Origin of the sequence: Paraburkholderia sp. MM5477-R1 (assembly GCF_050436385.1) — a bacterium.
Taxonomy (GTDB): Bacteria; Pseudomonadota; Gammaproteobacteria; order Burkholderiales; family Burkholderiaceae; genus Paraburkholderia; species Paraburkholderia tuberum.
This window is the reverse complement of record NZ_JBNDMC010000008.1, coordinates 180,363-204,591: the sequence shown is the minus strand read 5'-3', so window position 1 is coordinate 204,591 and position 24,229 is coordinate 180,363. Positions and strand designations below refer to the sequence as shown.

Genomic DNA, 24,229 nt, shown 5'->3' with positions numbered 1-24,229 from the left:
ACAAAAGCAGCGATGAAAAAGCCGGCGTGTGTCAGCCGCGCTCGCCGAGCAGCGCCGAGCGGCCGAGCAGCGCGAACAGCAGTCCCGACGCGCACAGCGAGATGCCGGTCAGCAGCGCCGCATACGGCGCGGCAGCGGCGAACGCCATCGTCGACGTGTCGGCCCACACCTGGGTCGCCAGCGTTTGCGTGTCGAGCGGCGACAGCAGCAGCGTCGCGTTCAGTTCGGTGACGACCGAGATGAACACCATCGCCGCGGCAGCGCCGAGCCCGGGGCCCGCGAGCGGCAGCACGACGCGCACGAGCGTCTGCGTCCAGTCAAGGCCGAGCGCGCGCGCGGTTTCCTCGAGGCGCGGCTGCGCCTGCATGAATGCCGCGCGCACGCTGACGAGCGCGACCGGCATGAACAGGATCGCGTAGGCGACGATCAGCAGCGTCGCGCTTTGATAGAGCGGCTGCAGCGCATGCACGGCGAGCGAGACGATCGCGAGCGCAATCACGAGCCCCGGCACGCCCTGCGCGAGAAACACGGTGCGCTCGAACAGCGTCGCGAAACGCGTCGGATAACGCACCAGCAGAAACGCGAGCGGCACCACGAGCAACGTGGTCAGCGCGGCGGCCGCGAGGCCGAAACCCAGCGACGAACACGTCGCGTTCCACAGCAGTTCGGGCGATACGTCGGCCGGCGTCACGGCGGCCGCGCCCGGCTGCGTGAGCCAGAAGCCGATCATGCCGAGCGGTACGCCGAGCGTCGCAAGCGTGAGCAGCGCAAAGCCCGCGACGACGAGCCAGCGCCACCCGCCGAGCTCGTAGCGCAACACCGCGCGGCGCGTGCCGCGGTCGACGCGCTCGTAGCGCGCTGCACCGCGCACGCGAAACTCGAACGCAAGCACGACGAGGCAGATCACGATCAGCAGACACGCGAGCAGCGATGCACCGCCGCCGTCGAAGCTGGTGCGATATTCCGCGTAGATCTGCGTGGTGAACGTATGAAAGCGCAGCAGCGTGAACGCGCCGAATTCCGATAGCACGCCGAGCGCGACGAGCAGCATGCCGCCGAGCAGCGCCGGCCGCAGTTGCGGCAGCACGACGCGCGCGAAACTCGTCCAGCGGTTGCAGCCGAGCGCGCGCGCGCTTTCTTCGAGTGCCGGGTCCATGCCGCGCAGCGCGGCGGCGACCGGCAGATAGACGAGCGGAAAATACGCGCAGGTCAAGACCAGCAACGCGCCGTTGAAGTCCTGCAAGTCCTCGCTCAAGGACACCCACGCATAGCTCGAAATGAAGGCCGGCATCGCGAGCGGCGCGGCGCACAGCACGGCCCACGCGCGCCGTCCGGGAAGATGCGTGCGCTCGACGAACCACGCGGCCGCGGTGCCGATCACCGCGCAAACGAGGGTAGTCGTGACGGTGATCAACGCCGTATTGACGAGCAGCTCGCCAACGAGCGGCCGCCAGATCAGATCGAGCGCGTCGCCGATGCCGAAGCTCGCCGCGCGCCAGAACGTAAACGCAATCGGCAGCAGCACCAGCAAAGCGCTGAGTGCTGCCGCCGCAAAAAGGCTGCGCGGCGCGCGCGTCCGGCCGCGCGCCGGGGCTGGGGGGACAGCCGGCGGACCGGCTGACAGTGCTTCGCTCATTTACAGCAGGCCTGCCTGACGTAGCAGCTTGCCGGCCTGGCTATCGTCGCCGAGCTGCTGGATCGTCAGCGTGGGCGGAGTCAGTTCGGCGAACGGCTTGAGGATCGGGTCCGGCGCGACACCCGCGTGCAGCGGATATTCGAACATCACGTGGCTGTTGGCCATCAGCTGCTGTGCGCGTTCGCTGACCAGATAGGCGAGAAACTTCTGCGCGCCGTCCGCGTTGTGCGCGGACTTCAGCACGCCCGCGCCCGATACGTTGACGAGCGCACCGGCGTCGCCGTGGCCGAAGTGATAGATCGCGCTGCGGGTTTTCGCATCGCCGATTTCCGCATGCAGACGCGCCCAGTAGTAGTTGTTGATCAGACCGGCCGCGACCCCGCCGCGATTGACCGCGGCGACCACGCCTTCGTCATCGTCGAAGATCTGCGAGTTGGCTTTGAGACCCTTCAGCCACGCGAGCGTCTGCTCTTCACCCTTCAGGGCCAGCACCGCGCTCACGAGAGGCAGGAAGTCGGCGTCGCTCGGCGCGATGCCGACCTTGCCTTTCCATTCAGGCTTCGCGAGGTCGAACACCGATTGCGGCAGTTGCGATGGCTGCAGCTTCGTCGTGTTGTATGCGAGCACGCTCTCGCGCGCGGTCACGGCGACCCATACACCGCTCGGCGAATTGAAACGTGCCGGCACCGCGCGGAGCGTCGCTTCGTCGACCTTCGCGAGCAGCCCCTTTTCCTCGAGCAGCATCAGCTCCGGCGAGTTCTCCGTGAAGTACACGTCGGCGGGCGAGGCCGCGCCTTCCGCGACGATCTGCGCGGCGAGCGCCGGGCCTTCGCCGTTGCGCACTTTCACCGAGATGCCCGACTGCTTTTCGAAGTCCTTCGCGAGCAGATTGACGACCTGCTCGTGCTGCGCGTTGTACAGCGTGATCGACGCCGAGTGAGCCGCCGACGGCATCGTCGCGAGCGCGGTGAGCGACAGCGCGGCCATGCTGCCGAGCGCGCGCAGACGGGTGGCAAACCAGGAATGAGCCATGTTGCAGAAGTCCGTTTTGATTGTGTTGAGTGAGCCAGGCGCTGCACGCCCGGCGTGCTTCATTTGCTGCATCACGTCTCGAACAGCCCCGCGCCGACATACGAACCCGGCTTCGCGCCCGGCGGCACGACGAAAATCGCGCTGCCGACGTGAGTCGTGAACTGGTTCATCATGTCGAACTTCGCGAGCCGGTCGTTGATCGGGATGAAGCCGGTGCGCGGGTCGCTCTGGTGCGCGATGAAAATCAGCCCCGCGTCGTACTCGGTTTCCTGGCGCCACGGCGGCCAGCGCTCGATATAGAAGTTCGTGCCTTCGTTGTACGAATACGAGCGGCGCAGAATCTGCGCGCCGTTGTTGCTCGCCGGATTCGACAGTCGCACGTGCGAGTTCTCGGGGATCACCGGGTTGCCGTCCTTGTCCTCGGCCTTCAGATCCACCGCGTCGAATTCATGCTTGCTGCCGATCGGCGCGCCGCTGTACTTGTGGCGGCCGAACACCTGTTCCTGGAAACCGAGCTCGGTGTTGTCCCAGTGTTCGAGCGTGATGCGGATGCGGCGCACGACCGTGTAGGTGCCGCCTTCCATCCACGGCGCGTCGTCGGTGGCGCGAGCCCACACGAACTGGTTCATCAGCTCAGGCTTCGCGGTCGACGGATTGTTGGTGCCGTCCTTGAAGCCCATCAGGTTGCGCGGCGTCTGAGCGCGCGGACCGGACAGGAAACCGGCCTGGCCCCAGCGCATCGCCGCGACGCCGTAGGCACGGCGCGTCAGTTGGCGTACCGCGTGAAACGCAACCTGCGCGTCGTTCGCGCACGCCTGGATGAACAGGTCGCCGCCGGTCTTCTCCTTGATCAGCTGATCGCCGTTGAAGCGCGGCAAATCGACGAGCGCGGCGGGGCGGCGCGACGCGAGCCCGTAGCGGTCCTTGCCGTCCTTCGTGAAGAGGCCGGGGCCGAAGCCGAACGTGATGGTCAGACCGTTCGGGCCGAGGCCCAGCACGTCGCCGGAATCGGGGGCGGCCCGGTCGCCGCCGCCGTCGCCGGCGGGCAGCGCGAAGGCCGTGCCACCTTGCGTCAGGCGCGCGGCTGCTTCGGTCCACGTGCGCAGCAGGGCGATCACTTCGTCGCGCTTGTCGGTGGTCAGATCGAGCGCGGCGACGTAGGTGTGGCTCTGCTGCGGCGTGACGATGCCGCCTTGATGCGGACCGTAGAACGGCTCGGCCGCGAACTGCGGATCGGCGTTCTGGGCGCTATGCGCGGGCGCCTTCGCGAGCGCGGGCGGCGAGGTCGCGAGGCCCGCGCCGAGACTCGCGCCGGCCGCGACCGCCGCGCCCCCCGCCTTCAGGAAGCCGCGTCGTGACGGCCGTGGGGGGTGATCGTTTGTCATGGTCAGTTCACCTTCCTGAAACCTGGGTGCCGCCTACTTCGCGAGCACCAGTGTGTTCACGTCGTCTTCGACGTAGTAGAAGCCGTCGCCTTCCGGCGTCATCGCGATACCGAACAGGTCGCCGTTGCCGGGGGGCGATTGCGCCTTGTCGGTATCGATCCAGCGTGCGTACAGCTGCTTGCCGGTCGCCGGATCGATCTCGACGACCTGGCCGTTCAACGCGTTGGTCACCAGCAGGTGGCCATTGGGCGCGGTGACCATCGCGAGCGGACGATGCAGCAGGCCGTCGGCGGTCAACTGGCGGCCGACACCCGCGCTGCTGTCGCGCGTGAGCGGATCGTCGATCTCGGTGATGCGGTTGCCGATCGCGTCGGACACGTACAGCAGTTTCTGATCGGCCGACAGCGCGAGGCCGGTCGGCCCGACGAGGAACACGCCCTTGTCGGCCTGCGCGCCGAAGCCGCTGCCGATCACGGTTTCCTGCTTCACGACGGGCGGCTTGCCTGCCGGCACGTCGAGGTCGAGGCGCAGCACGGTGGCCTGCTTGAACACGGGCGGATTGCCTTGCGCGTCGCCGACGCCGAAGCCCGCGTTGCTGACGAACAGCGTTGCGCTCGTGCCGTTGTCGACGACCGCCATGTTGCCCCACGGATCGTTGATGTTCGGCGTCGAGATCGTCGACGCGATCTTGCCTTGCGGGTCGATCACGATCAGGCAGCCAGCGCCCTTGGTGCCGGTCGTGCCGTCGTTGCTCGGCGTGCTGCCGACGATCACCCAGCCCGACTTCAGCATCGTCATCGCGGTCGACAGGCCGATGCCGCCCGGGCATTCCTTCAGATCGCGCGGCACGGTCGCGAACACCGTCATCTGTCTGGTGTCCGGGTGATAGTCGATGATCGTGCTGCCGGTGCCCTGCAGGTTCGTCGAGTTGTTGAAGTTGCCGACCAGCACGTCGCCTTTCTTCACGGTGCCCGCGCTGACCGGCGCGACCACGAGCGCGTACGGATTCTGGTCGCCGTTATCCGGCACGGTGTTGATCAGCGTCGTGTGATGCTTGATCGTTTCAAGGAAGCCTTGCGGCTCGGCCTGCGCGCTGGCGGCCATCGTGAGAGCGGCGGCGCCGGCCATCGCGGCGAGCAGGGCTCGCGCGGCGCGCGCCGCAAGCTTGCGCGTGAGTTGATTCACGATTGGGCCTCCGTGCGGGTGCACAAAGCGGGAGTGGCGGCGACGATAGAAAGCATGGGAAGTGCTGGTCCGGTTGCGTGGGGTGGCATGTGCTTGCGAGGATGAAAGCGCGCGGCGGGCGGCGTCAGAAGTTGATATTGGTCCGCATGCCGACGACGAAGGTGTTGCGCAGCGGCTGCGTCGGGTCGTTCGGGTTCTGGCCCGCACCGGCGTTGAACGTGTATTGCGCGTCGGCCTGCAACTGCCACCACGGATTGACCTGGTACTGGTAGGTCGCCTCGAGCGTGGTTTCGCTGGTGCGCAAGCCGTAGGGGCTGCCGTTGAATGCCAGGAAGTCCTTGTCGAGTCCGTTCACATGACTGCCGACCTTGATGTAGGTCAGCGCGAGACCGGCGCTGTCGTTGTCACGGCCCTTGAACGGCGCCTTCAGCACGACGCCGAGGTTGGCCGCGACTTGCACGAGGTTGCGGTCGCCCGGCGCGCCCATCACGCGCGCGAACACGCCGAGACTGCGTGGTTCGTCGGAGTCGGGGCGCCACACCATCTGATCGGCGACCGCATAGAAGCTGTAGTTGCCGCTGTGATTCACCGGAATGCCGGTCGACGCCGGATTCGCGAGCGACAGCCCCATGTTGTCGTAGCGCTGATCGGCGAACTTGTTGGTGTTGTACCAGACGCCGAGCTTATAGGTGCCCGGCAGACCGCCGCCGCCCATGCCGACCATTTCGCCTTCGGCCGGCTGGTTGATCGAGTACTGCAGCTCGCCGATCCACAACGCGCCGTTATGCAGGTTGAAGTTCGTGCCGCTCATGTTGTCCGGGTCGTTGCCGAGCGGGTCGCCCGAATACACGCCGGCAAGCGCGGTCAACGAAGGGGTGATCTGGCCGCGCACGCGCACGCCGAGACCCGCGAGCGGATAGGCGGGACCGCCCGACGGCATGTCGTACGAGGGCAGCGCGGGCCAGCCGAACATCGTGTTGAGGAACAGGGCCGCATACGTGCTCGTGATGAATTCCTGGTCGAGACTCTGCTGACCGATCTTCACGTCCACGCGTTTGTTCAGGAACGACTGCTGATACCAGAGCTCCCACAGACGCGTCGCGTCGTCGGCCTCGATGCCGCTCGCGGTATTCAACGTGCCGAGCTTGTTCGCGCTCAGGTTCGCGCCGTGAATTTGCAGTGCGCTGACGTTGAAGAGGCCGCCCGGCAGGCCGAACGCCTTTTGCGTATCCATCTGCAAGCTCGCGGTGGTCAGGCCGTCGTAGTCGACGCCGCGCGCGAGACCGCCGCGCAGATTGGCCAGCACTTCGCTGGTTTCGGTCAGCGTGAAGGTCATGCCGTACTTGCCGAGCCACGGACGCAGGCCGCCCATGTCGCCGAGCAATTGCTGGCGGTTCCAGAGGCCCGTCCACTGGTCGGTTTGCGTCGCCTGAATGTTCAGGTCGGCCTCGGGCGCTTCCGGGTTCGCATCGGGATTGGCTTCGGCCAGCGCCGCGTGGCCGGTCAACGAGGCACACGCGAAGGCCGTGCACAGTGCGACGCGCCGCATCGAAGGCAAACGCGTACGATGAGTTGCGCCGGGACCTGCGCAAGCGTCGCAAACCGGACGCGCATTGGCACGCGATCCATTGAGTTGGGCGAACTTCATCGAAATCCTTATGAGTGTTGTTTCGATCGATGTGATCAATCTGCGACTGCCTGGCGCGACATCGCGTGTTGTCCCAGGCTGCCAAAGCGGCTGATGGCGTGATCGTACGCAGGCGTATTGCGGCAGTCAACACAAATGAGAACGATTCGCAACAATATTACTGGCATGTAATTCCCGGATTTACGGACTGCGTCTAAACTTTATGAGGACGTAAACAGATATTCATTGGCGCGTAATGAAAACGTATTGATGTAGTCAGGCACGAACGTGCGAAACGGCGAGGTGTCGAAGCGCACGAGTCACCCCGAAAGTCAAAGTAAGGAGGTAGAGATGGGCAAGCGCATTCTGCTGGTTTCGTTGCTGGTGAGTGGTGGTCTGTTGCTGGGCGGCGCAGCGCACGCGCAGTTGAATCTGAAGCAGTTCGGCATCGGCGGGGGCGGCGATAGCGCGGCGGGTGCCGGGGCGTCGTCGGGCGGCGTGTCGCAGTTGCTGCAGAGTTACGTGGGCGCGAACCAGCAGGTGCTGAGCGGACAGTCGAGCCTCGCGTCGGCGATGGGCATGACGAGTGCCGCCGGCCAGGCGCAGCAGGCGGCGGGGCTGCTCAGCGGCGGCACGCCGTCGGTCAGTCAGTTGACGCAGGTCGGCAGCACCCAGCAGTCGCTGTCGCAGAAGCTGACCGATGCGTTCGCGAATCATGCAAGTGGCGGCGCGTCTGCGACGCCGGTCAACAAGGAAGCGTTCACGCAGGGTCTGTCGTCGCTCGGCAAGGGTGTGAGCCAGTATTCGAGCTTGCAGTCGGGGCTCGGCAGCCTCGGTCAGATGAGTCCGTCGTCGCTGCTGCAATCGGGCCTCAATCCGCAGACCGCGCAAAGCGCTTCGTATATCGCGCAATCGGCGCCGGGGCAGTTGCAGTCGCTGATGTCGACGCTGGGCTCGGCCGTGCAGTTCGCATCGAGCCACGGCATCACGGTGCCGTCGATCGCGACGTCGGCGTTGAAGGGGTTGTAGGCGCGTTTTCGCTTCGTCCCGCGCGCGGTCGAGTCAGCGCCGAAAGCCGCTATGACCGCGTCGAACCCGCAGTCCAACCGGAATTCCGCCGATGTCCCACACCATCAATCTGGAAAACTACTTCGCCCGGATCGGCTATCAGGGCCCGCGCGCCGCCACGCTCGACGTGCTGCGGGCGATTCACCGGCTCCATCCCGCCGCGATCCCGTTCGAGAACCTGAACCCGTTGACGCGCCGGCCCGTCAGGCTCGAGCTCGAAGCCGTGGAACGCAAGCTCGTGACCGAAAAGCGCGGTGGCTACTGCTTCGAGCAGAACATTCTGTTCGCGAACGTGCTGATGCAACTCGGCTTCAGGGTCACACCGATGCTTGCGCGCGTCGTGTGGGGCCGCGAGCCCGGCACGATTGCGCCGCGCACGCATATGGTGCTGCGCGTCGATATCGACGGCGACGCATGGATCGCCGACGTCGGCTTCGGCGCCGTGACGCTGACCGCGCCGCTGCGGCTGACCGCCGGCCTCGCGCAGCCGATTCCGCTCGGCACGTTCCGTCTCGCCGACGCGGGGCGCGACACCGTCTATCTCGAGGTGCTGGCGCCGGACGAGAGCTGGACCCGCGTTTATCACGTCGATCTGCGCGCAGTCGAGTGGATCGACTACGAAACCTCGAACTGGTACACCTCGACGTCACCGGATTCGAAGTTCGTTCATAACCTGCTGGCGTGCCGCGTGTTGCCCGAACTGCGACTGGCGCTATTCAACGATCAGTTCAACGAGCGCGACGCACGAGGGCAGATCGTCAACGAACGGCGCCTCGCGAGCGCCGCCGAACTCGCCGACTGTCTGCGTGAGCGTTTCGGCTTGAATCTGGAGGACATCGATATCGCCGACGTGTTCGAGCGCGTGCGCACGCGCGATGAGGCCGCATGAGCCGACCGCTCGAGGGAGCCGCGATGGTCGCACGTCTGATCCTGCAATCACTGGCGTGGCTGGTTTTCATGGGCGTGCTGCTGTTCGGCGCGGCCGGCACGCTCGCGTGGCCGGCAGCATGGTGGTATCTGTTCGAGCTGGCGGTATTGAGCCTGTGGCTCGGCTTGTGGCTCGCGCGTCATGATCCCGCGCTGCTCGCGGAGCGGCTCGCGCCGTTCGTGCAGGCGCAGCAGAGCCGCTGGGATCGTGTGTTCATGGCCGCGATCGGGGCCGCGTGGTGCGGCTGGCTGATCCTGATGGGTTTCGACGCGATGCGGTTTCGCTGGTCCGCGCCGCTGCCGTTGTGGCTCATGGGCCTCGGCGCGTTGTGCGTGTTCCTGTGCATCTTCACGTGCCGGTTCGTGTTTCGCGCGAACAGCTATGCCGCACCGGTGGTCAAGATTCAGTCGAGCCGCGGGCACAAGGTTGCCGACACCGGGCCCTACGCGTACGTCCGTCATCCGATGTACGCGGCCGCGCTGGTGTTCTTCGTCGGCACGCCGCTGATGCTCGGCTCGTGGTGGGGGCTCGTGGCGCTGCCCGTGATGGGGTACGGGATGGGCTGGCGCGCGGTGCGCGAGGAGCGGCTGCTCGCCGGGCAGCTCGACGGCTACACCCAATACATGGCTCGTGTGCGTTACCGTTTCGTGCCGTTTATCTGGTAGCGCGTTCCAGCCGTCTCCCCACCGTCGAACCGGGTAAGATTGGGCCCGGCCGTCGGAGAACCGGCCACGGTGTACCTCATGTACCACCGGCGAACCACCGATGAGGTTTGGAGTGAAAACAACGACACAGGCGCGTATAGCGCCCGCCGCACAGGCCGGGCAGAAACAGCATTCCGCCGAACGCGAACGCGATCGCGACACGCCGGTCAAGGCGATGCCCGCCTACGAGCAGATCAAACGCTACGTGCTTCAGCGCATCAGCGAAGGCGCATGGAAGCCGGGCGGGCTGATCCCTTCCGAAACGGAACTGGTCAAGGAGTTCGGCGTCGCGCGCATGACGGTGTCGCGCGCGCTGCGCGAGCTGACCGCCGAGCGCGTGCTCACGCGCGTGCAAGGCTCGGGCACCTTCGTCGCGCCGCAGCGGTATGAATCGACGGTGCTGGAGATCCGCAATATCGCCGATGAAATCGCCGCGCGCGGTCATCGTCATTCGGCGCGCGTGCTGACGCTCGAACCGAGCGACGACGCCGACGCGCTCGAAGCGCTCGGTCTCGCGAGCGGTCCCGCGTTTCACTCGTGCATCGTGCACAGCGAGGAGGGCGAGCCGATCCAGTACGAGGACCGCTTCGTCAATCCGAAGGTGTTCCCTGAATATCTGCAGCAGGACTTCTCGGTCGAAACGCCGAATCACTACATGGTGCGGCTCGCGCCCGTGCAGCGCGCCGAGTTTCGCATCTACGCGCAAAAGCCCGACGCCCATGTGCGGCGTCATCTGATGATGGATATCGGCGAGCCGTGTCTGCTGCTGTGGCGGCGCACGTGGGTCGGCGAGAACGTCGCGACGTCGGTGCGGCTATGGCATCCGGCGTCGCGTTTTCATCTGGCGGGGACCGTCTAGGGCCTGAAGCGCGCGTTATCCCTGGCGCTGCGAGGTATTCGGCGAAAAGCGGCAGCCGAGCCGATAGCGCGAACCCGGATGCACGAAACGCGCGAACGTCACGGCGACGCCGCCCGTCCACGTGCGGCGCGTCAGCGTCAGGCACGGTTCTTCGGCGTGAATTTCGAGCAGCTCTGCTTCGGCAGGCGTCGGCAGCGCCGCGTCGACCACGTGTTCGAGATCGTGCATCGGCACGACCGTCAGCAGATACTCGGACGGCTTCAGCGCCGAGAAATCGTGCTGCAGAAAATCCGGCGCGACGGCCGGATTCACATAGCGATCTTCGAGCTGCACCGGCAGACCGTTCTCGCGATGCACGCAGATCACATGAAACACCGAAGCGCCCGGCGCCAGCCCCAAGGCGTTCGACACCGTGACCGACGCGGTCTCGCGCTGCAACAGCACCATATCGCAGCGATAAGCGTGGCCGCGCGAGCGGATCTCGTCGCCGATATGGGCGATCATCAATAGCGTGGACTGCGGCTTGTTCGGCGCGACGAAAGTGCCGACGCCCGATAGGCGCGTGACGAGCCCCGCGTCGGCGAGTTCGCGCAGCGCGCGGTTGACCGTCATGCGCGAGACGCCGAGCGTCGCGACGAGGTCGAGCTCCGAAGGCAGACGGTCGCCCGCCTGGCGTTCGCCCGAGCCGATGATCTGGCGAATGTGCTGTTTGACCTGCTCGTAGCGCGCGGCCGGCGCTTCGTCGCTGCCGCGCGCGATTTTGGCCGCGGCGCTGGCCGCGCTGGCGGACGATTTGCCATGAGGCTTGTTGCGAACGGTGGCGCTCATAGGGGCGGGGTGTCGTCGGGGCCGCGCGTCCAGAACGCATTGCGGTCGAAGTAGTTTTGCAGAAACTGCCGCAGACGCGGCTGCGCGGCATCGTGAAACACGTCGCGCGGTTTGCCCTGCACGGCGATGCGGCCTTGATCGATGAACACGACCTTGTCGGCGACCTGCGCGGCAAAACCCATTTCGTGCGTGACCACGGCCATCGTCATGCCGTCGCGCGCGAGCTGCTTCATCACCTGCAGCACCTCGCCGACCAGCTCCGGATCGAGCGCCGAGGTCGGTTCGTCGAACAGCATGATGTGCGGCTCCATCGCGAGTGCGCGCGCAATCGCGACGCGTTGCTGTTGACCGCCCGACAGTTTCGCCGGATACGCGTCGCCCTTGTGCGAGAGGCCGACCGTCTCCAGCATCGCGCTCGCGCGGCGGCGCGCTTCGTCGTGCGACAGGCGCCGCACGCGCAGCAGCGCTTCCATCACGTTGCCGAGCGCGGTCATGTGCGGCCACAGGTTGAACTGCTGGAACACCATGCCGACGTTGCGGCGCACGCGGTTGATCTCGCCCTGCGAGGCGCGCACGCGTTTGCCGTTGCGCTCGGCATAGCCGAGCAGCTCGCCTTCGATGCACACGTCGCCGTGATCGTAGGTTTCGAGCGCGGCGAGGCAGCGCAGCAGCGTGCTCTTGCCCGAGCCCGACGGCCCGATGACGCAGACCACTTCCGAGCGCGCGATCTCGAGATCGACGCCGCGCAGCACCTCGACATCGCCGAAGCGTTTGCGCAGATCGCGCACCTCGATCAGCGGCGCGGCATTCGATGCGTTCGCCGTTGCACTGGCGGACGGCGCGGAAGATCGCGCGGGGGAGGACATGTCGGCGATGGCGTTCATAGGTGTTCCGGAATCATGCCATGAAGCGTGCGAGGCGGGCTTCGGCCCACATGCCCGCGCGCGAGGTCAGCTCGACTAGAGCGAGATAGCACACGCACAGCACCAGCAGGGTTTCGACGAAAGCGAAGGTGGCCGAGCCGATGCCGGTCAGCACGAACGTCAGTTCGGGCACCGTGACGATCGACAGCACTGCCGTTTCCTTGCTCAACACGATGATCAGATTGGTCAGCGCGGGCACGATCAGCACCATCATCTGCGGCGCCTGGATGCGCAGAATCGCCTGCCAGCGCGTGAGTCCGAGACACGCCGCCGCTTCGAGATGGCCTTTGGGCACCGACTGGAAGCCGGAGCGGAACGCCTCGGCGAAATACGCGCTGCCGTAGAGACCGAGGCCGACGATGCCGGCCGTCATCGGTTCGAGCGTGATGCCGATGGACGGGCCAGCGTAGTACAGCAGAAACAGCTGCACGAGAAACGGCGTGCCGCGCAGCAACTCGATGTAGACACGCAACATGGCGCGCAGCCAGCGTCCGCAGAACAGTTGCAGCACCGCGATCAGAAAGCCGATCGCGAGACCGATTGCGACGCCCGCGACCCAGCTGGCGAGCGTCGTGGCGAGGCCGGCGGCGATCGGCTGCAGGTTGTGCGTAATGACGGTCGGGTCGAACGTTTGCATGGCGAGGTTCGCTTAAACGTGAGTCGATTCAGGCGTGCTGCAAACGGTGTTCGGCCGCATGCGCGACCAGCGCGAGCGAACCGCAGATCACGAAGTAGATGAGCCCGGCCGCGACATACGCTTCGAGCGGCCGGTAGGTGCTCGCGGCGATGTTCTGCGCGGTGCGCGTCAACTCGGCGACGCCGACCACCGAGATCAGCGAAGAAGCCTTGATCAGCAGCACCATTTCGTTGACGAGCGACGGCAGCGTCAAACGGAATGCTTGCGGCACCAGAATGCGCCGCAGCGTATCGAGCGGGGAAAGCCCAAGCATGCGCGCGGCTTCGAGATGTCCGGGCGGAATGCTCAGAAAACCGCCGCGCAGAATCTCCGCGATATACGAGGCCGAGCACAGCGACACCGTGCTGATCGCGGCGACGATCGGCGACACGTTGATGCCGGCGAACGGCAACAGGTAGTACACGAGCAGCAACTGCACGAGCATCGGCACGCCGCGAAAGAAGAACACGTAGGCGCCGCCCGCGAGGCGCGCGGCGCGATGCCGCGACAGCCGCGCGGTGCACACGCCGATGCCGACGAAGAATCCGATCACGAGCCCCGTCAGCGAAATGCCGACGGTGGCGAGCGCCGCATGCAGCAGCAGCGGCAGGCCCTGAACGAAGACGGTCGTGTTGAACATGGGTCGCGGCCGATGGAAGGGGAAGGGCGACGCGCGCCGCGCTACGGCGAAACGATTGCACGATGCGGGACGCCCACGTTGAAGACGCTCAGTAGTTCGGCGTGGGCATCGTGGACGGCATCTCCATCGCGACACCGAACCACTTTTTCTGCAGCGCGGCGAGGCGGCCATCCTTCTGCATCTTCACGAGCGCTGCGTTGAACGCGTCGGCGAGCGGTTTGCTGTCGGCGTCCTTACGCAATGCATACGCGAAGTACACCTTCGCGCCGAACGGCGGCTGCACGACCGCGAACATCTCGGGGCGCTGCTTCGCGACATACGCGATGTTGGTCATCGAGTTCGCTGCCGCGGCGATGCGGCCCGCCGCGAGGTCCGCATAAGCCTGATTGTTGTCGACGTACTCGCGGATTTCAGGCTGCTTCGGCAGCGTGGCCGCGTAGCTCTTCAACTGGTCCAGCTGCGCGGTGCCTTTGCCCGCGCCGACCGTCTTGCCCGCGATATCCGACGATTGCTTGATCGACGCATCGTTCGCGCGCTTGAGCAGCGCGTCGGTCGCATCGGCGACGGGCAGCGTGTACGTGTAGCGTTCCATGCGCGCCTTCGTGACCGTCAGAGGGCCACCGACCATATCGAATTTGCCCGCTTCGAGACCGGGCAGGACACTCGGCCACGGCAGATCGATGAAGCGCACCTTCACGCCGATTTCCTTGCCGATCTCCGCGAATAGATCCTTGTTGAAGCCGGCTTGCTGACCGTTCTCGAGAAAGTCGAATGGCGCGAACTGCATTTCGGTGCCGACCACCAGTTCGCCGGCTTTCTTCACTTTGGCGAGCTGGTCTTCGGCGTGCGCGGCGACGCTTGCCGCGCACAGCGCCAGCATGACCAGACGACATTTCCAGCCTGCAAGGATACGCATGGGGTTCTCCGGGGGCGAATTGGTGTTGGGTCGCCGGCGTGTCGAAGTGTTCGTTCCAGACCCGCCGCGCCGGCGGCGCGATGCGGGCCTCGCTGGGCAGTATATACCGCGTTTCCGGCGAAAAATAAATGCTCGCTTGAGTAGAGAAAAGCCCTGATATCGACGTGTGCGAAGCAACTTGCGGCGCTGCTTTTGGCGGTATATACCACTGCAATACCGATCCTCGAAGGAGCCGCGCGATGCCCGTGACCCGCATTCCGATCATCGATGTCGCCGGCGTGCGCGCGGGCGATCAGCAGGCGCTCCGACGCGTCGCGAAGGAAATTCATGAAGCCTGTACGACGATCGGTTTTTTCTACATCGTCAATCACGGCGTGCCGCAAGCGAAGATCGATGCCGCCGCGCAGGCCGCGCGCACTTTCTTCGCGTTTCCGGTCGACACGAAACGACGCGCGGCGGTCAATCATCGGCATCGCGGCTTCAATGCGCTTGGCGACGCGACGATGTATCAGGCGAAGCGGCCCGATTACAAGGAGTTCTTCAGCATCGGCCTCGAACTGCCGGAAGACGATCCCGACGTGCTGGCGGGCCAGGCACTACGCGGGCCGAACAATTGGCCGGACTTCATGCCCGGCTTGCGGCCGGTGCTGTATGACTATTACGAGGCGGTCGGCGCGTGCGGGGCCGATCTGCTGCGCGCGGTCGCGGTGAGTCTCGGCATCGAAGAAAATTTCTTCGCGCCGCGCTACACGAAGCGCATGCAGCGCACGCAAATGGTCTACTACCCGCCGCAGCCGCAGCAGTCCGACGAAGATCAGTTCGGCGTCGCGCCGCACACCGACTACGGCTGCATCACATTGCTGTGGCAGGATCAGGTCGGCGGCCTGCAGGTGCGCGAAATCGCCAACGATACGTGGGTCGAGGCGCCGCCCGTCGAAGGCAGCTTCGTCGTGAACGTCGGCGATCTGCTCGCGCGCTGGACCAACGACCGCTTCCGCTCGACGCTGCATCGCGTGATCAATGCATCGGGGCGCGAGCGCTATTCGATCGCGACGTTCTACGATCCGACCTACGGCGCGCTCGTTGATCCGCGCGAGCTCGGCGCGAGCGACGCGCAAAGCAAATATCAGCCGGTCGCCGCGGGCGACTATATCCTCGGCCGCATCAACGATTCGATGGGCTACCGCAAGAAACTCGCCGCTACCGCACAGTAAGGACCACCTGCATGACAGAACCGAGCATCACCGACGACAAGACGACCCAGACCGCAACCGCACCGCTCGCGACGACGCTCGAGGCCTTGCGCGCCGTGCTCGGCGTCGACGCGGTGCGCGTCGGCGAACAGATCGGCGAACGCGCGCTGACGGACTGGACGCGCCACGAGCCGACGCGTCCGGCGGCGCTGCTGATGCCGCGCACGACCGACGAAGTATCGCGTGCGCTCGCGATCTGCCACGCCGCGCATCAGCCGGTGGTACCGCAAGGCGGTATGACCGGACTCGCGGGCGGCGCGATCGCGCGCGCCAACGATATTGCGTTGTCGCTGGAACGTCTGGCCGGCGTCGAAGAACTCGACACCGCGTCGGCCACGCTGACCGTACGTGCCGGCACCACGTTACAGGCCGCGCAGGAAGCCGCCGAAGCAGCGGGCTTCGAACTCGCGCTCGACCTCGGCGCGCGCGGCTCATGCCAGATCGGCGGCAATCTCGCGACCAACGCGGGCGGCAATCGCGTGATCCAGTCCGGCACCGCGCGCGACCAGGTGCTCGGGCTCGAAGTGGTACTCGCCAATGGCGACGTGCTCAGTTCGCTCGGCAAGATGGTCAAGAACAACACCGGCTATGACCTGAAGCACTGGTTCATCGGTTCGGAGGGCACGCTCGGCGTGATCACGCGCGCGGTGCTGCGGCTGCATCCGCGACGTGCGGCGCGCCATACGGCGCTCGTCGCGCTCGACGATTACGATGCCGCGGTGAGCCTGTTGCGCCGTCTCGCGACGCGCTTCGGCAACGACATCGGCGCGTTCGAGATCATGTGGCCGGACTTCTACGATTTCGGCGTGAAGCTGACCGGCGCGCGCTCGCCGTTCGACGCCGCGCATCCGCTCTATGCGCTGATCGAACACGCGGGCTTCGATGCCGACGACGCTGGCGAACGTTTCGCCCAGGCGCTGACCGATGCGCTGCAAGCGGGCGCGCTGCGCGACGCGGTGATCGCGCAATCGGTCGCCGATGCGCGCGCGCTATGGGCGATCCGCGAGTGCACCGCGGAGTTTCCGCTCAAGCTCGATCCGATCAACTTCGACGTGAGTCTGCCGATCGGCGAGATCGGCACGTTCGTCGACCGTTGCCGCGCGGCGCTCGATCAGCGCTGGCCCGGCAACGAAGCGTATTTCTTCGGGCATATCGGTGATTCGAATCTGCATCTGACCGTGGATGGTCATTCGATTCCGGGCGTCGATCATCACGCGGTCTATGCGTTCGTCTACGAGATGCTGAGGCCGTTGCGCGGGTCGGTGTCGGCGGAACATGGCATCGGCTCGCTGAAGCGCGAGTTCCTGCCGATTTCGCGCTCACCGGCCGAGCTTGCCGCGATGGTCGCGATCAAGCGTGCGCTCGATCCGAACGGCATTTTGAATCCGGGCAAGCTGTTCTGAGTTTCGATGAGAAGCAAATCAACGACTTCTGCCTCGCGTGCAAGTCCGCCATATTTTCACGATCAGCACATAAAGAACGATCGCCACAATCAGATCTATGGCCGTCATTGCGCCGATGTAAAGCAGTTCATAATCGGCCACTTCGAGCTTATCGGAGATTTCGATCAATATTTGCTGCTGCTCCAGCGTCATGGGTGATGGGTACGTGTGGACATACCGCACCGATAACAAAAACAAAGCCAAAAAAAGAAACAGCTTGCAAAGTCTACGGGCAAGTGTCGCCAATTGTCGTTACCTCGATCCATCCGTAAGCGTGTAGCCCTGAACTTTGCGCCTCGGCTTTACGAGAGGGTCGATACTAACGTATTAATCGCGCCTCGTGATTTTGAGATAATGGTCGAACGAATCCACGCAATATTGCGACACGCCGGCTTCTATCAAAATCTCTTGTTTTATGCCTGGCTTTATTGTCCGAATGCGTGGCGCATCGGCAATGCAACCGTGTCAATGCGCATTCAGATAGCCGACGATCAACGGATAAACATCGACCGCCGCGTTCTTGCCGAAGATGCAGTCGATATGCCCATACCCCGGGATCAGATGCCGCTCGTACGGCTGCTCGGGGAAGCGCTTGCGCAGCAGCTCGTAAGTGCGCGCGGTGCTGACCGGCAGATAGGTTTCGTTCTTCTCGCCGTGAATGAAGCCGATCGGCAAACGCATGCCCTCGAGTCCTTTCATGCCGTCCGCGCCGGTCAGATACACGTCGTCGCCGCGCGCATCGACGACCTGGCCCGCGCGCACCATCGTGGCCAGATGCTGGAACACGGCCATGTCGTGAATGCCGAACAGTTCCTGCAGGTTCGCATGCAGCGCCTCGTTCAGCTTGTCGTGCTCGTAGAGCAGGCCATACAGGAACGTCGCGCGATGACAGATCGGATTGCCGCAGCCCTCGCCGTGATCGAGCGGATAGAGACGCAGCGCTTCGTCGAACAGGTTCGCGGGCCACGAATCTTCCTGCGTATAGGCGGTGAGGTCGCGTATGCGCAGATGCTGCATCAGGTCGGGAATATGCAAGCCGGCCTTGATCCGTTGCAACGTGCCCGGCACCGGATGCGCGGACACCTGCGAAATCACCGCCGAGCGCACGCCGTCGAGTCCATGGAGAAGCGACATGCTGAGCGCGAGGCCGCCCAGGCAGTGGCCGAGTACCTGAATGTTCGGCGCGCCGGTCACTTCGCGAATCTTCGCGACGGCGGCGGGAATGTCCTCGCGCGCGACTTTGTCGACGTTGGTCGGCACGAGCACGCTCGGCAGTTCGATGCTGACGCGCAGATCGACGAGCCACACGTCGTAGCCCGACGCGTACAGATATTCGACGAGGTTGGTCGGTATCAGATCGGTCGAGAAGATGCGGCTCGATACGCCCGAGCCGTGGATCAGCAGGATCGGCTTCGCGGCTTTGCCCGCGGCCGGATCGCAGTAGCGCGTGAGCTTGAGCCGCGTGCGGTCGGGTGTGTCGAAATACGTGACCTGCGGCGCCGGCGCGCGCAGCGTGCGTTTCGCGCGCGGGGGCGTGTATGGATCGTAGAACTGCAGCGGCGCGGCCACGCCGCCGTATTCGGTGAACAGCACGCCCGCGAAGAACTTGCCGAACTTCAGCGTCCATTCGAGGCGCGTCTTCAGGTCGGGCGCGTGTGTGACTTCGAGCGTGCGCTGCTGCTTCAGGAAGTTTTCGGGCGTGATGATCAGCGTCGCGGTGCCGACGACGGGCGCATCGTCCTGCGCCGCGGCGCGAATCTCCGCATACAGCGTGTTGGTCTGCTCCCACAGGTTGATCGGCGACGTGCGCGTGATGATCTTCTTGCCGGTCAGATACCAGGTGTTGCCTTCGACCGCGTCGAGCGTCATCCGGTAGTTCATGTTGCGTTCGTCGAGGTCGGATTCGTCGACGACGAACAGGTTGAAGGTGCCGTCGCTGATCGTCAGCGGTTGGGCGGACAGGGCGGGGCAGGTCAGTGTGCCGGCGGTGCGCGCGAGGTGATTCGGGTTGCTCAGCATGTCGGCGAGATCGTCGGACTCGACCGTCAGCGTGAATTCGATCGGGCTCTTCGCGGCTTCGCCCGCCACGCTGGGCGTGTAGGTGCCGACCATCGTCTCGGTGAAGCGCAGGCCGATCTTCTGTGCGGGCGGCGCGGCGGCGGTGCCCTTCGACATGTAGTCGATCGACCAGTCGTGCGCTTTGGCCAGCAGCGCGCAATTGCGCTCTGCGAGCGCGGAGATGGTCAGGAGCGGATTGACGCCGAGCGACATCGGCATCACCGCGCCGTCCATCACGTAGAGGCCGTCGTGCACCGCGATGCCGACCGTGCCGCTGAACACGCGGCCCAGATGATCGACCACCCCATGCGCGGCGTCCTCGCCCATGCCGCAGCCGCCGAGCGGATGCACGGTGACGGTGTGCCGGCCGGCGATCTTCGTCGAAATCGGGTTGCGCAGATATTTGCCGCCGAGCGGTTTGGTCGCCTCGATCAGCACGTTCTCGATGCTCTGGAAGATCGGCTGGCGTCCCGCGTTTTTCCATTCGATGCGCGCACGGCCTTTGTCGCCGACCGTGATGCGGCCGCTTTCGTCGTCGTGCGCCATCACGAGGTAGCTTTGCGTGTGATTCAGCGCACCGTGGTACGGGCCGCGGATCAGGCTTTCGAGCGCACGCGCGTCATAACTCATGCGCTCGAGCAGCGACGGGGCCCCAGCCGCATCCACGCCTTCCAGCGGCGCGAGCGCGCCGAGCATGCCGACGAGCGCCTCGCCGACCGCACCGGCCAGCGAGCCTTCCTCGATCACATAGCCGTCCTTGACGTTTTTCTCGTCGGCGCGATTGTCGATCAGGCCGGTGATGGTCGGCCCGACCGGCGGAATCTGCCCCGGCTTGTGCTCGCCCCAGCCGACGCCGTTGATCGTGTCCCCGGTGTTGTACGCGAAGGCGAGCACGTCACCGTTGCCGGTGAAATGCTGGCCGAGCATCTCCGACGTGCTCAAGCCCGCGTCGCGCGAGCGCAGCAGCAGCGCAGTCGAGCCGATCGTGCCCGCCGCGACGATGACGATATCGGCCAGCACGAACAGATCGGGCGCGTCGTAGCTTTCGCGGCCGAGCTTCACGAGCTGGAAGTTGACCTTCCATTGCTGCGTGTCGGGATCGCGCAGCACCGAATGCACGGCCGTGCCGGTGAAAATCTGCGCGCCGTGGGCGACCGCGTCCGGCAGATAGTTCATGTGGGTCGAATTCTTCGCGTCGTAGTTGCAACCGGAGTTGCAATCGCCGCAACCGACGCAGCGCTGCTGCTCGACGCCCGCCGCGTTCGGGCCGTCCTTGAACGTGACCGTGATCGGCGGACGGCTGAAGCGGTCGGCCATGCCGAGCGCCTGCGCCGATTTTTCGAGCGCCTGCAGCTTCGGCAGCGGCGGGAAGTCGTCGGGCACCGGCGACGGTGACAGCATTTTCCAGGCGAGCGCATAGCCGTCGTCGCGTCCGGCTTGGTCGGCGCGCAGCGCGGCCGGCCAGCGCGGGTCGTCCCACAGGCGCGGATCGGCCTCGAGCGCGACGTTCGCATTGATCAGCGACGTCCCGCCGAGCCCACAGCCCACCACCGCGTTGACGTCTTCGTTCACGTGCACTTCGATCAGCGCGAGCGGCGAACCGATCTGCGCCTCGGCCGTGTTGTACTGGATCTGCTCGGCGCCCTGCACGGGCGTGCGCGGATACTCGCCGGCCATGAATTCGCGGCCGCGCTCGAGCACGCACACGCGACGGCCCGCGCGCGCCATGCGGCTCGCGGCGATCGCGCCGCCGTAGCCCGAGCCGATCACGACCACCTCGTAATGCCGTTGCAGCGCCGTCGGCGCGCTCGATAAGCGGTTCATCAGGACCACCTCGTCTGTAATCGGATGCGGGAACGGAAGCTCGACTTCGGAACAAAGACGGCGTGCTGCGGGAGCTTTTTTATCGTAGGCGGAATATCGGCGCAAAAAAAAGCGCGCCGTGGAGGGCGCGCCGAAGTCGTAGCGTGCGAGGTTCAGGGCGGCACGACCGGCCGGCCGTTGCCGGGTGTACCCGGCCGTACGGGCATGCGCACTTATCGCGCTTCTTATGTGGCCTGTTGGTTATCCGAACTATTACGCGGCCACTTCATTGAATTCGCTATCGCTCGATTCCGCCGCGAGCAGATTCAGCGCAACCAGAATCGCCGCGCGATTGTCGACGTCGATCTCGATGCCGAGCGCGTCGGTGAGCCAGCGGCCGAGCTTGGTGTTGGAAAATTCCTCGGCGCCGGCCGTCTTTTTCATGGTGACGCCGAGTTTGACGGCGCGATAGTGATAAGAGGGCACCCGATGCCGAGCCGCGACCGCCGAAAGCCCGCCTTTGCCTTCGGAGCACCAGCCGAGGCTGCCGGCCAGCACGATCCGCTCGGGTTCGTCGAGCCCTTCGATGAACTCGCGCGCCGCGCGCCGCACGCGCTGTTCGTCGAGGCCGTATTGCAGCAGCACGCTTTCCACCGGGTCTTCGAGCGCGTGCGCGTGCAGATCGATTTCCTGCGCGACGCCCTCGGTCTCCATCGACACATTGCGCTGATGGCACGCGCTGCGCAGGCAGTCGATCAGATAGCGGCGGAAATACGCGCATACCGCGTAGCTGTTGGACGGTGCGCTGTCGGCGCGCGCGTTAGTTTCGGTGTGGCCGGGCGCGAGGCGCAACACCTTCGCGTAGATGAACTGAGCGACCAGTTCTTCCTTGTCCTCGCCGAGCGCCTGCAATTCGAGCGGGTGGTAGGTCCGCAACGCGCGCTTGACCAGGTCGACCATCGACACCATTTCGTCCGCTGAGAGCCGGGTGCGCCTGCGCCACAGATCGGGGAGGATCGCGTCGTCGAGTTGGCGGGCGAACTCGTAGCTCGGGACTGCGCCCATGGAAAACCTCCGTCGGTTGGCAGGGAGCGCGGCGAGCCGCGGCGCGTGGGCCGCGAGTCGAGGGAAGGTGGCTGAAATGCCGCGCTGAAACGTGAATGCAGTATGGTTCGCGGCAAGGCCGTCGCCTATATGGATTAAGTGTTAGCCGATGGGTAAACCGCCGGGTAAACCAGCCTGATTTTTAAGCGCGCGCAGAAAACCCTTGGACATCAGGCGCTTACGGCGATAGCTAGTCAGGCGAAGAACCTGAATTTCTCAGTAAATAGCGCTGGAACTGCTGCGCGCCATCGAGCCGCATCTCGACGCGGTTGTGTGTTACGCGAGCACGATGAACGAATACGAGCCAAACCGGATCGTGTACAGAATCCGGGGATTGCTTGCCATGCAACCGGAAACCTGTTCTCACGGCGAGGATTGGGATGACTGCCCTGACTGCCGTCACTGACAACTTAATTGTGATTTTTTGTTAAGTCGAACCGGTCTTGTAGACAAGTAACTTGTTGTAGGGTATTCGCATGAATGTTCGTTGTACGACTCAAATAACAAAAGGAAAGGCTGGCGAGCATGGCTAGACAGGGATGTGAAAACCCGAGATGTCCGATCTGTTACCCCAACTGGAAGGAGGAAGAGGCCGCCGCAAAAAAGCGAGCGGAAGATGACAAGCAGGACTGTATCGACTGCTGGCGCTTCTATCAGAAGCAGGCCGAAGCCATCGTTGCCGTAGACGATCCGATTGCACGCAACCGCCGTATCAACGCCGCCTATGCACAGTCGTGGCTTGATGATCATCGCTTCCAGTGGGCCGGGCTTGCTGCGTTCGCGTCGAAGCAGGTAGGTTGCGGGTTGTTGAACGCTGCCGAGTTGATTCACAAGTCCAATCAGCAGCGCAACGCCTATCAACAATGGGAACGGCAAAGCTCGCCTCTGGAAAGGCTGTCGCCATATGGATCGCCGCGCATGCCTGTGCCGGATCAGGCAACCGGCGAAGGCGCGACCAAGGTGTATCAGATGCTCGCCAAGGGCAATACGGCCTTGTTCCTCGACATCTGGCCGCTGCACATGTTCTATAAACGATTTGGGCTCCAGCGGTTCAAGCGGTGTCTCAAGGAGCGCGCGGCGCTGCGTGGCTCGGTCGTATGGCCGATTGCGGATAAAGTGCCTTTCGGCGAGCCGCAACTTGAAACCGTTCAGGGCTTTGAGGCAATTGATGCCGGTAACATCACGAAAGGTGTTGAACGGCTGGCATGGCATGAACAGGTCAATATCTTGCAGCCGGCTATGTACAACGATCCGATGTTTGCGATGCTGATGCGGGCTAATCAGTTCGCATGGGCGTTAAACATTCCGACTAGCTCGGCACGCGAGATTCAGTTGACGCTTGCGAACCAGTGCACTGTAACGGGAGCGAACGCCCAAATTGAAATTTTCAGTAAGCAGCCGCTCGCCAACCTTGCCGATCCTGGTCAGCGGATGGCGTTCGTAATGCGCGCAGCCCAGCGGTTTGACGACCTATTGCGCAACCCGACAGAGAAGCACATGGTCGAGAATTCCATCTTTCTAGCTGCGCATCCGAGATAGCTATGTCGCGTAAAAAAATCAGACGGCTCGTGTATCTGGGGTGCTTGGTGATTGGCTGCACTATCGTAGGGGGTATCTACGCGGTGACTAGACCTGCTGATGAAGTTCTACTGACGATCGGGGAGCCTTACGAACAGGTGCGCCAGCAATCGCGCTCGACCCTGCCGGCCGCCGAGCCGGCCGCGAATTGGGGCGGCGTAATCAACCGTCCGGCTAGGCTGCGTTTTACCGATCCTCAGTACGGGTTCTCGACCCCTGTTGCAAAGTTCATGGCTGTGAGCTACGACGAGCACGGTAAGGTCGATTCCGTTCGGATGTCACCACAGGTCACGATCTTGCCGCTCGACGAGACGATGGCGATTGTCTTGGACTTGCAGGAGCAGCTTCGTCGAGGCGGCTGGCGGCAGATTCTGGTTGAAGACTCCCCGCCCCTTGAGGACACGCCGACTGTGCGAGCTAAGATACGCGGATGCGCGGCCCCTACTGGCTATTGGCAGGCGGGCGACAAATATCAGCTTGGCCTGAACGTCCGTTGTTTCCGGACAGATTCTCATCCGGACTTAGAGCGTTACCTGATTACCTTGGATGTCGCTTCGCCTTGGCTGGAAGCCAATCGGTAACCA

At 64.5% G+C, this 24,229-nt stretch carries 21 protein-coding genes; 8 read left to right on the top strand and 13 right to left on the bottom strand.

Translation table 11 applies throughout. The annotated features are described in order from the left end of the window. Positions 1 to 31: 31 nt before the first annotated feature. The 5 genes from OKW35_RS42680 to OKW35_RS42660 form a co-directional block, all read right to left on the bottom strand. Positions 32 to 1,636 (bottom strand): ABC transporter permease, encoded by a 1,605-nt coding sequence (locus OKW35_RS42680; protein ID WP_429555225.1) that lies wholly within the window; start codon positions 1,634 to 1,636, stop codon positions 32 to 34. Beyond that, a complete protein-coding gene (locus OKW35_RS42675) occupies positions 1,637 to 2,668 on the bottom strand; it encodes an iron ABC transporter substrate-binding protein (protein WP_184068377.1) in 1,032 nt (343 codons plus the stop codon). A gap of 71 nt (positions 2,669 to 2,739) precedes the next feature. Continuing rightward, positions 2,740 to 4,053 carry an iron uptake transporter deferrochelatase/peroxidase subunit gene (efeB, locus tag OKW35_RS42670; protein ID WP_429555224.1) on the bottom strand — a complete coding sequence of 438 codons (1,314 nt, stop codon included), beginning with the start codon at positions 4,051 to 4,053 and terminating at the stop codon, positions 2,740 to 2,742. Between the two features lie 33 nt (positions 4,054 to 4,086). After that, positions 4,087 to 5,181 carry a hypothetical protein gene (locus tag OKW35_RS42665; protein ID WP_429555255.1) on the bottom strand — a complete coding sequence of 365 codons (1,095 nt, stop codon included), beginning with the start codon at positions 5,179 to 5,181 and terminating at the stop codon, positions 4,087 to 4,089. Positions 5,182 to 5,362: 181 nt separating this feature from the next. Beyond that, a complete protein-coding gene (locus OKW35_RS42660; protein WP_429555223.1) occupies positions 5,363 to 6,886 on the bottom strand; it encodes a carbohydrate porin in 1,524 nt (507 codons plus the stop codon). A gap of 330 nt (positions 6,887 to 7,216) precedes the next feature. Here OKW35_RS42660 and OKW35_RS42655 point away from each other — a divergent pair, with 330 nt between their 5' ends. From OKW35_RS42655 to hutC (OKW35_RS42640), 4 genes are all read left to right on the top strand, one after another. Beyond that, positions 7,217 to 7,894 (top strand): hypothetical protein, encoded by a 678-nt coding sequence (locus tag OKW35_RS42655; protein WP_429403266.1) that lies wholly within the window; start codon positions 7,217 to 7,219, stop codon positions 7,892 to 7,894. Between the two features lie 91 nt (positions 7,895 to 7,985). After that, positions 7,986 to 8,822 carry an arylamine N-acetyltransferase family protein gene (locus OKW35_RS42650; protein ID WP_429403265.1) on the top strand — a complete coding sequence of 279 codons (837 nt, stop codon included), beginning with the start codon at positions 7,986 to 7,988 and terminating at the stop codon, positions 8,820 to 8,822. Positions 8,823 to 8,845: 23 nt separating this feature from the next. After that, positions 8,846 to 9,526: a methyltransferase family protein gene (locus OKW35_RS42645; protein ID WP_429555254.1), complete on the top strand. Its 681-nt coding sequence runs from the start codon at positions 8,846 to 8,848 to the stop codon at positions 9,524 to 9,526. A 112-nt stretch (positions 9,527 to 9,638) separates the two neighbouring features. After that, complete coding sequence (hutC, locus tag OKW35_RS42640) at positions 9,639 to 10,424, top strand: histidine utilization repressor (protein ID WP_184068391.1); 786 nt, start codon at positions 9,639 to 9,641, stop codon at positions 10,422 to 10,424. Positions 10,425 to 10,439: 15 nt separating this feature from the next. On the opposite strand, the gene hutC (OKW35_RS42635) is transcribed toward hutC (OKW35_RS42640), so the two are convergent. From hutC (OKW35_RS42635) to OKW35_RS42615, 5 genes are all read right to left on the bottom strand, one after another. Then, on the bottom strand, positions 10,440 to 11,252 hold the full coding sequence (gene hutC, locus OKW35_RS42635) for a histidine utilization repressor (RefSeq protein WP_184038599.1): 813 nt from the start codon (positions 11,250 to 11,252) through the stop codon (positions 10,440 to 10,442). Further along, positions 11,249 to 12,136 (bottom strand): amino acid ABC transporter ATP-binding protein, encoded by an 888-nt coding sequence (locus tag OKW35_RS42630; protein WP_429555222.1) that lies wholly within the window; start codon positions 12,134 to 12,136, stop codon positions 11,249 to 11,251. Before OKW35_RS42630 ends, hutC (OKW35_RS42635) begins: the two co-directional genes overlap by 4 nt. 13 nt (positions 12,137 to 12,149) lie before the next feature. Further along, entirely contained in the window at positions 12,150 to 12,812 is a 663-nt protein-coding gene (locus tag OKW35_RS42625; RefSeq protein ID WP_429365316.1) for an amino acid ABC transporter permease, read from the bottom strand. 28 nt (positions 12,813 to 12,840) lie between these two features. After that, positions 12,841 to 13,491, bottom strand: a complete 651-nt coding sequence (locus OKW35_RS42620; RefSeq protein WP_187610196.1) for an amino acid ABC transporter permease — start codon at positions 13,489 to 13,491, stop codon at positions 12,841 to 12,843. Between the two features lie 88 nt (positions 13,492 to 13,579). Further along, entirely contained in the window at positions 13,580 to 14,407 is an 828-nt protein-coding gene (locus tag OKW35_RS42615; protein WP_187618363.1) for a transporter substrate-binding domain-containing protein, read from the bottom strand. A gap of 239 nt (positions 14,408 to 14,646) precedes the next feature. Between OKW35_RS42615 and OKW35_RS42610 the strand changes: the two genes are divergently transcribed. Beyond that, entirely contained in the window at positions 14,647 to 15,621 is a 975-nt protein-coding gene (locus OKW35_RS42610) for an isopenicillin N synthase family dioxygenase (protein ID WP_187618362.1), read from the top strand. Between the two features lie 11 nt (positions 15,622 to 15,632). Then, positions 15,633 to 17,063, top strand: coding sequence for an FAD-binding oxidoreductase (locus OKW35_RS42605; RefSeq protein WP_429555221.1), 1,431 nt, complete (start codon positions 15,633 to 15,635; stop codon positions 17,061 to 17,063). An 18-nt stretch (positions 17,064 to 17,081) separates the two neighbouring features. Here OKW35_RS42605 and OKW35_RS42600 read toward each other — a convergent pair whose 3' ends face one another. From OKW35_RS42600 to OKW35_RS42590, 3 genes are all read right to left on the bottom strand, one after another. Then, positions 17,082 to 17,255 carry a hypothetical protein gene (locus tag OKW35_RS42600; RefSeq protein ID WP_260321456.1) on the bottom strand — a complete coding sequence of 58 codons (174 nt, stop codon included), beginning with the start codon at positions 17,253 to 17,255 and terminating at the stop codon, positions 17,082 to 17,084. Between the two features lie 312 nt (positions 17,256 to 17,567). Further along, entirely contained in the window at positions 17,568 to 20,984 is a 3,417-nt protein-coding gene (locus OKW35_RS42595; protein WP_429555220.1) for an alpha/beta fold hydrolase, read from the bottom strand. A gap of 252 nt (positions 20,985 to 21,236) precedes the next feature. Continuing rightward, entirely contained in the window at positions 21,237 to 22,028 is a 792-nt protein-coding gene (locus OKW35_RS42590) for a hypothetical protein (RefSeq protein ID WP_429403257.1), read from the bottom strand. Between the two features lie 564 nt (positions 22,029 to 22,592). Between OKW35_RS42590 and OKW35_RS42585 the strand changes: the two genes are divergently transcribed. Beyond that, on the top strand, positions 22,593 to 23,606 hold the full coding sequence (locus OKW35_RS42585; protein ID WP_184066971.1) for a DUF2515 family protein: 1,014 nt from the start codon (positions 22,593 to 22,595) through the stop codon (positions 23,604 to 23,606). Between the two features lie 2 nt (positions 23,607 to 23,608). Continuing rightward, positions 23,609 to 24,226 (top strand): flagellar biosynthesis sigma factor, encoded by a 618-nt coding sequence (locus OKW35_RS42580; RefSeq protein WP_429555219.1) that lies wholly within the window; start codon positions 23,609 to 23,611, stop codon positions 24,224 to 24,226. Positions 24,227 to 24,229: the final 3 nt, after the last annotated feature.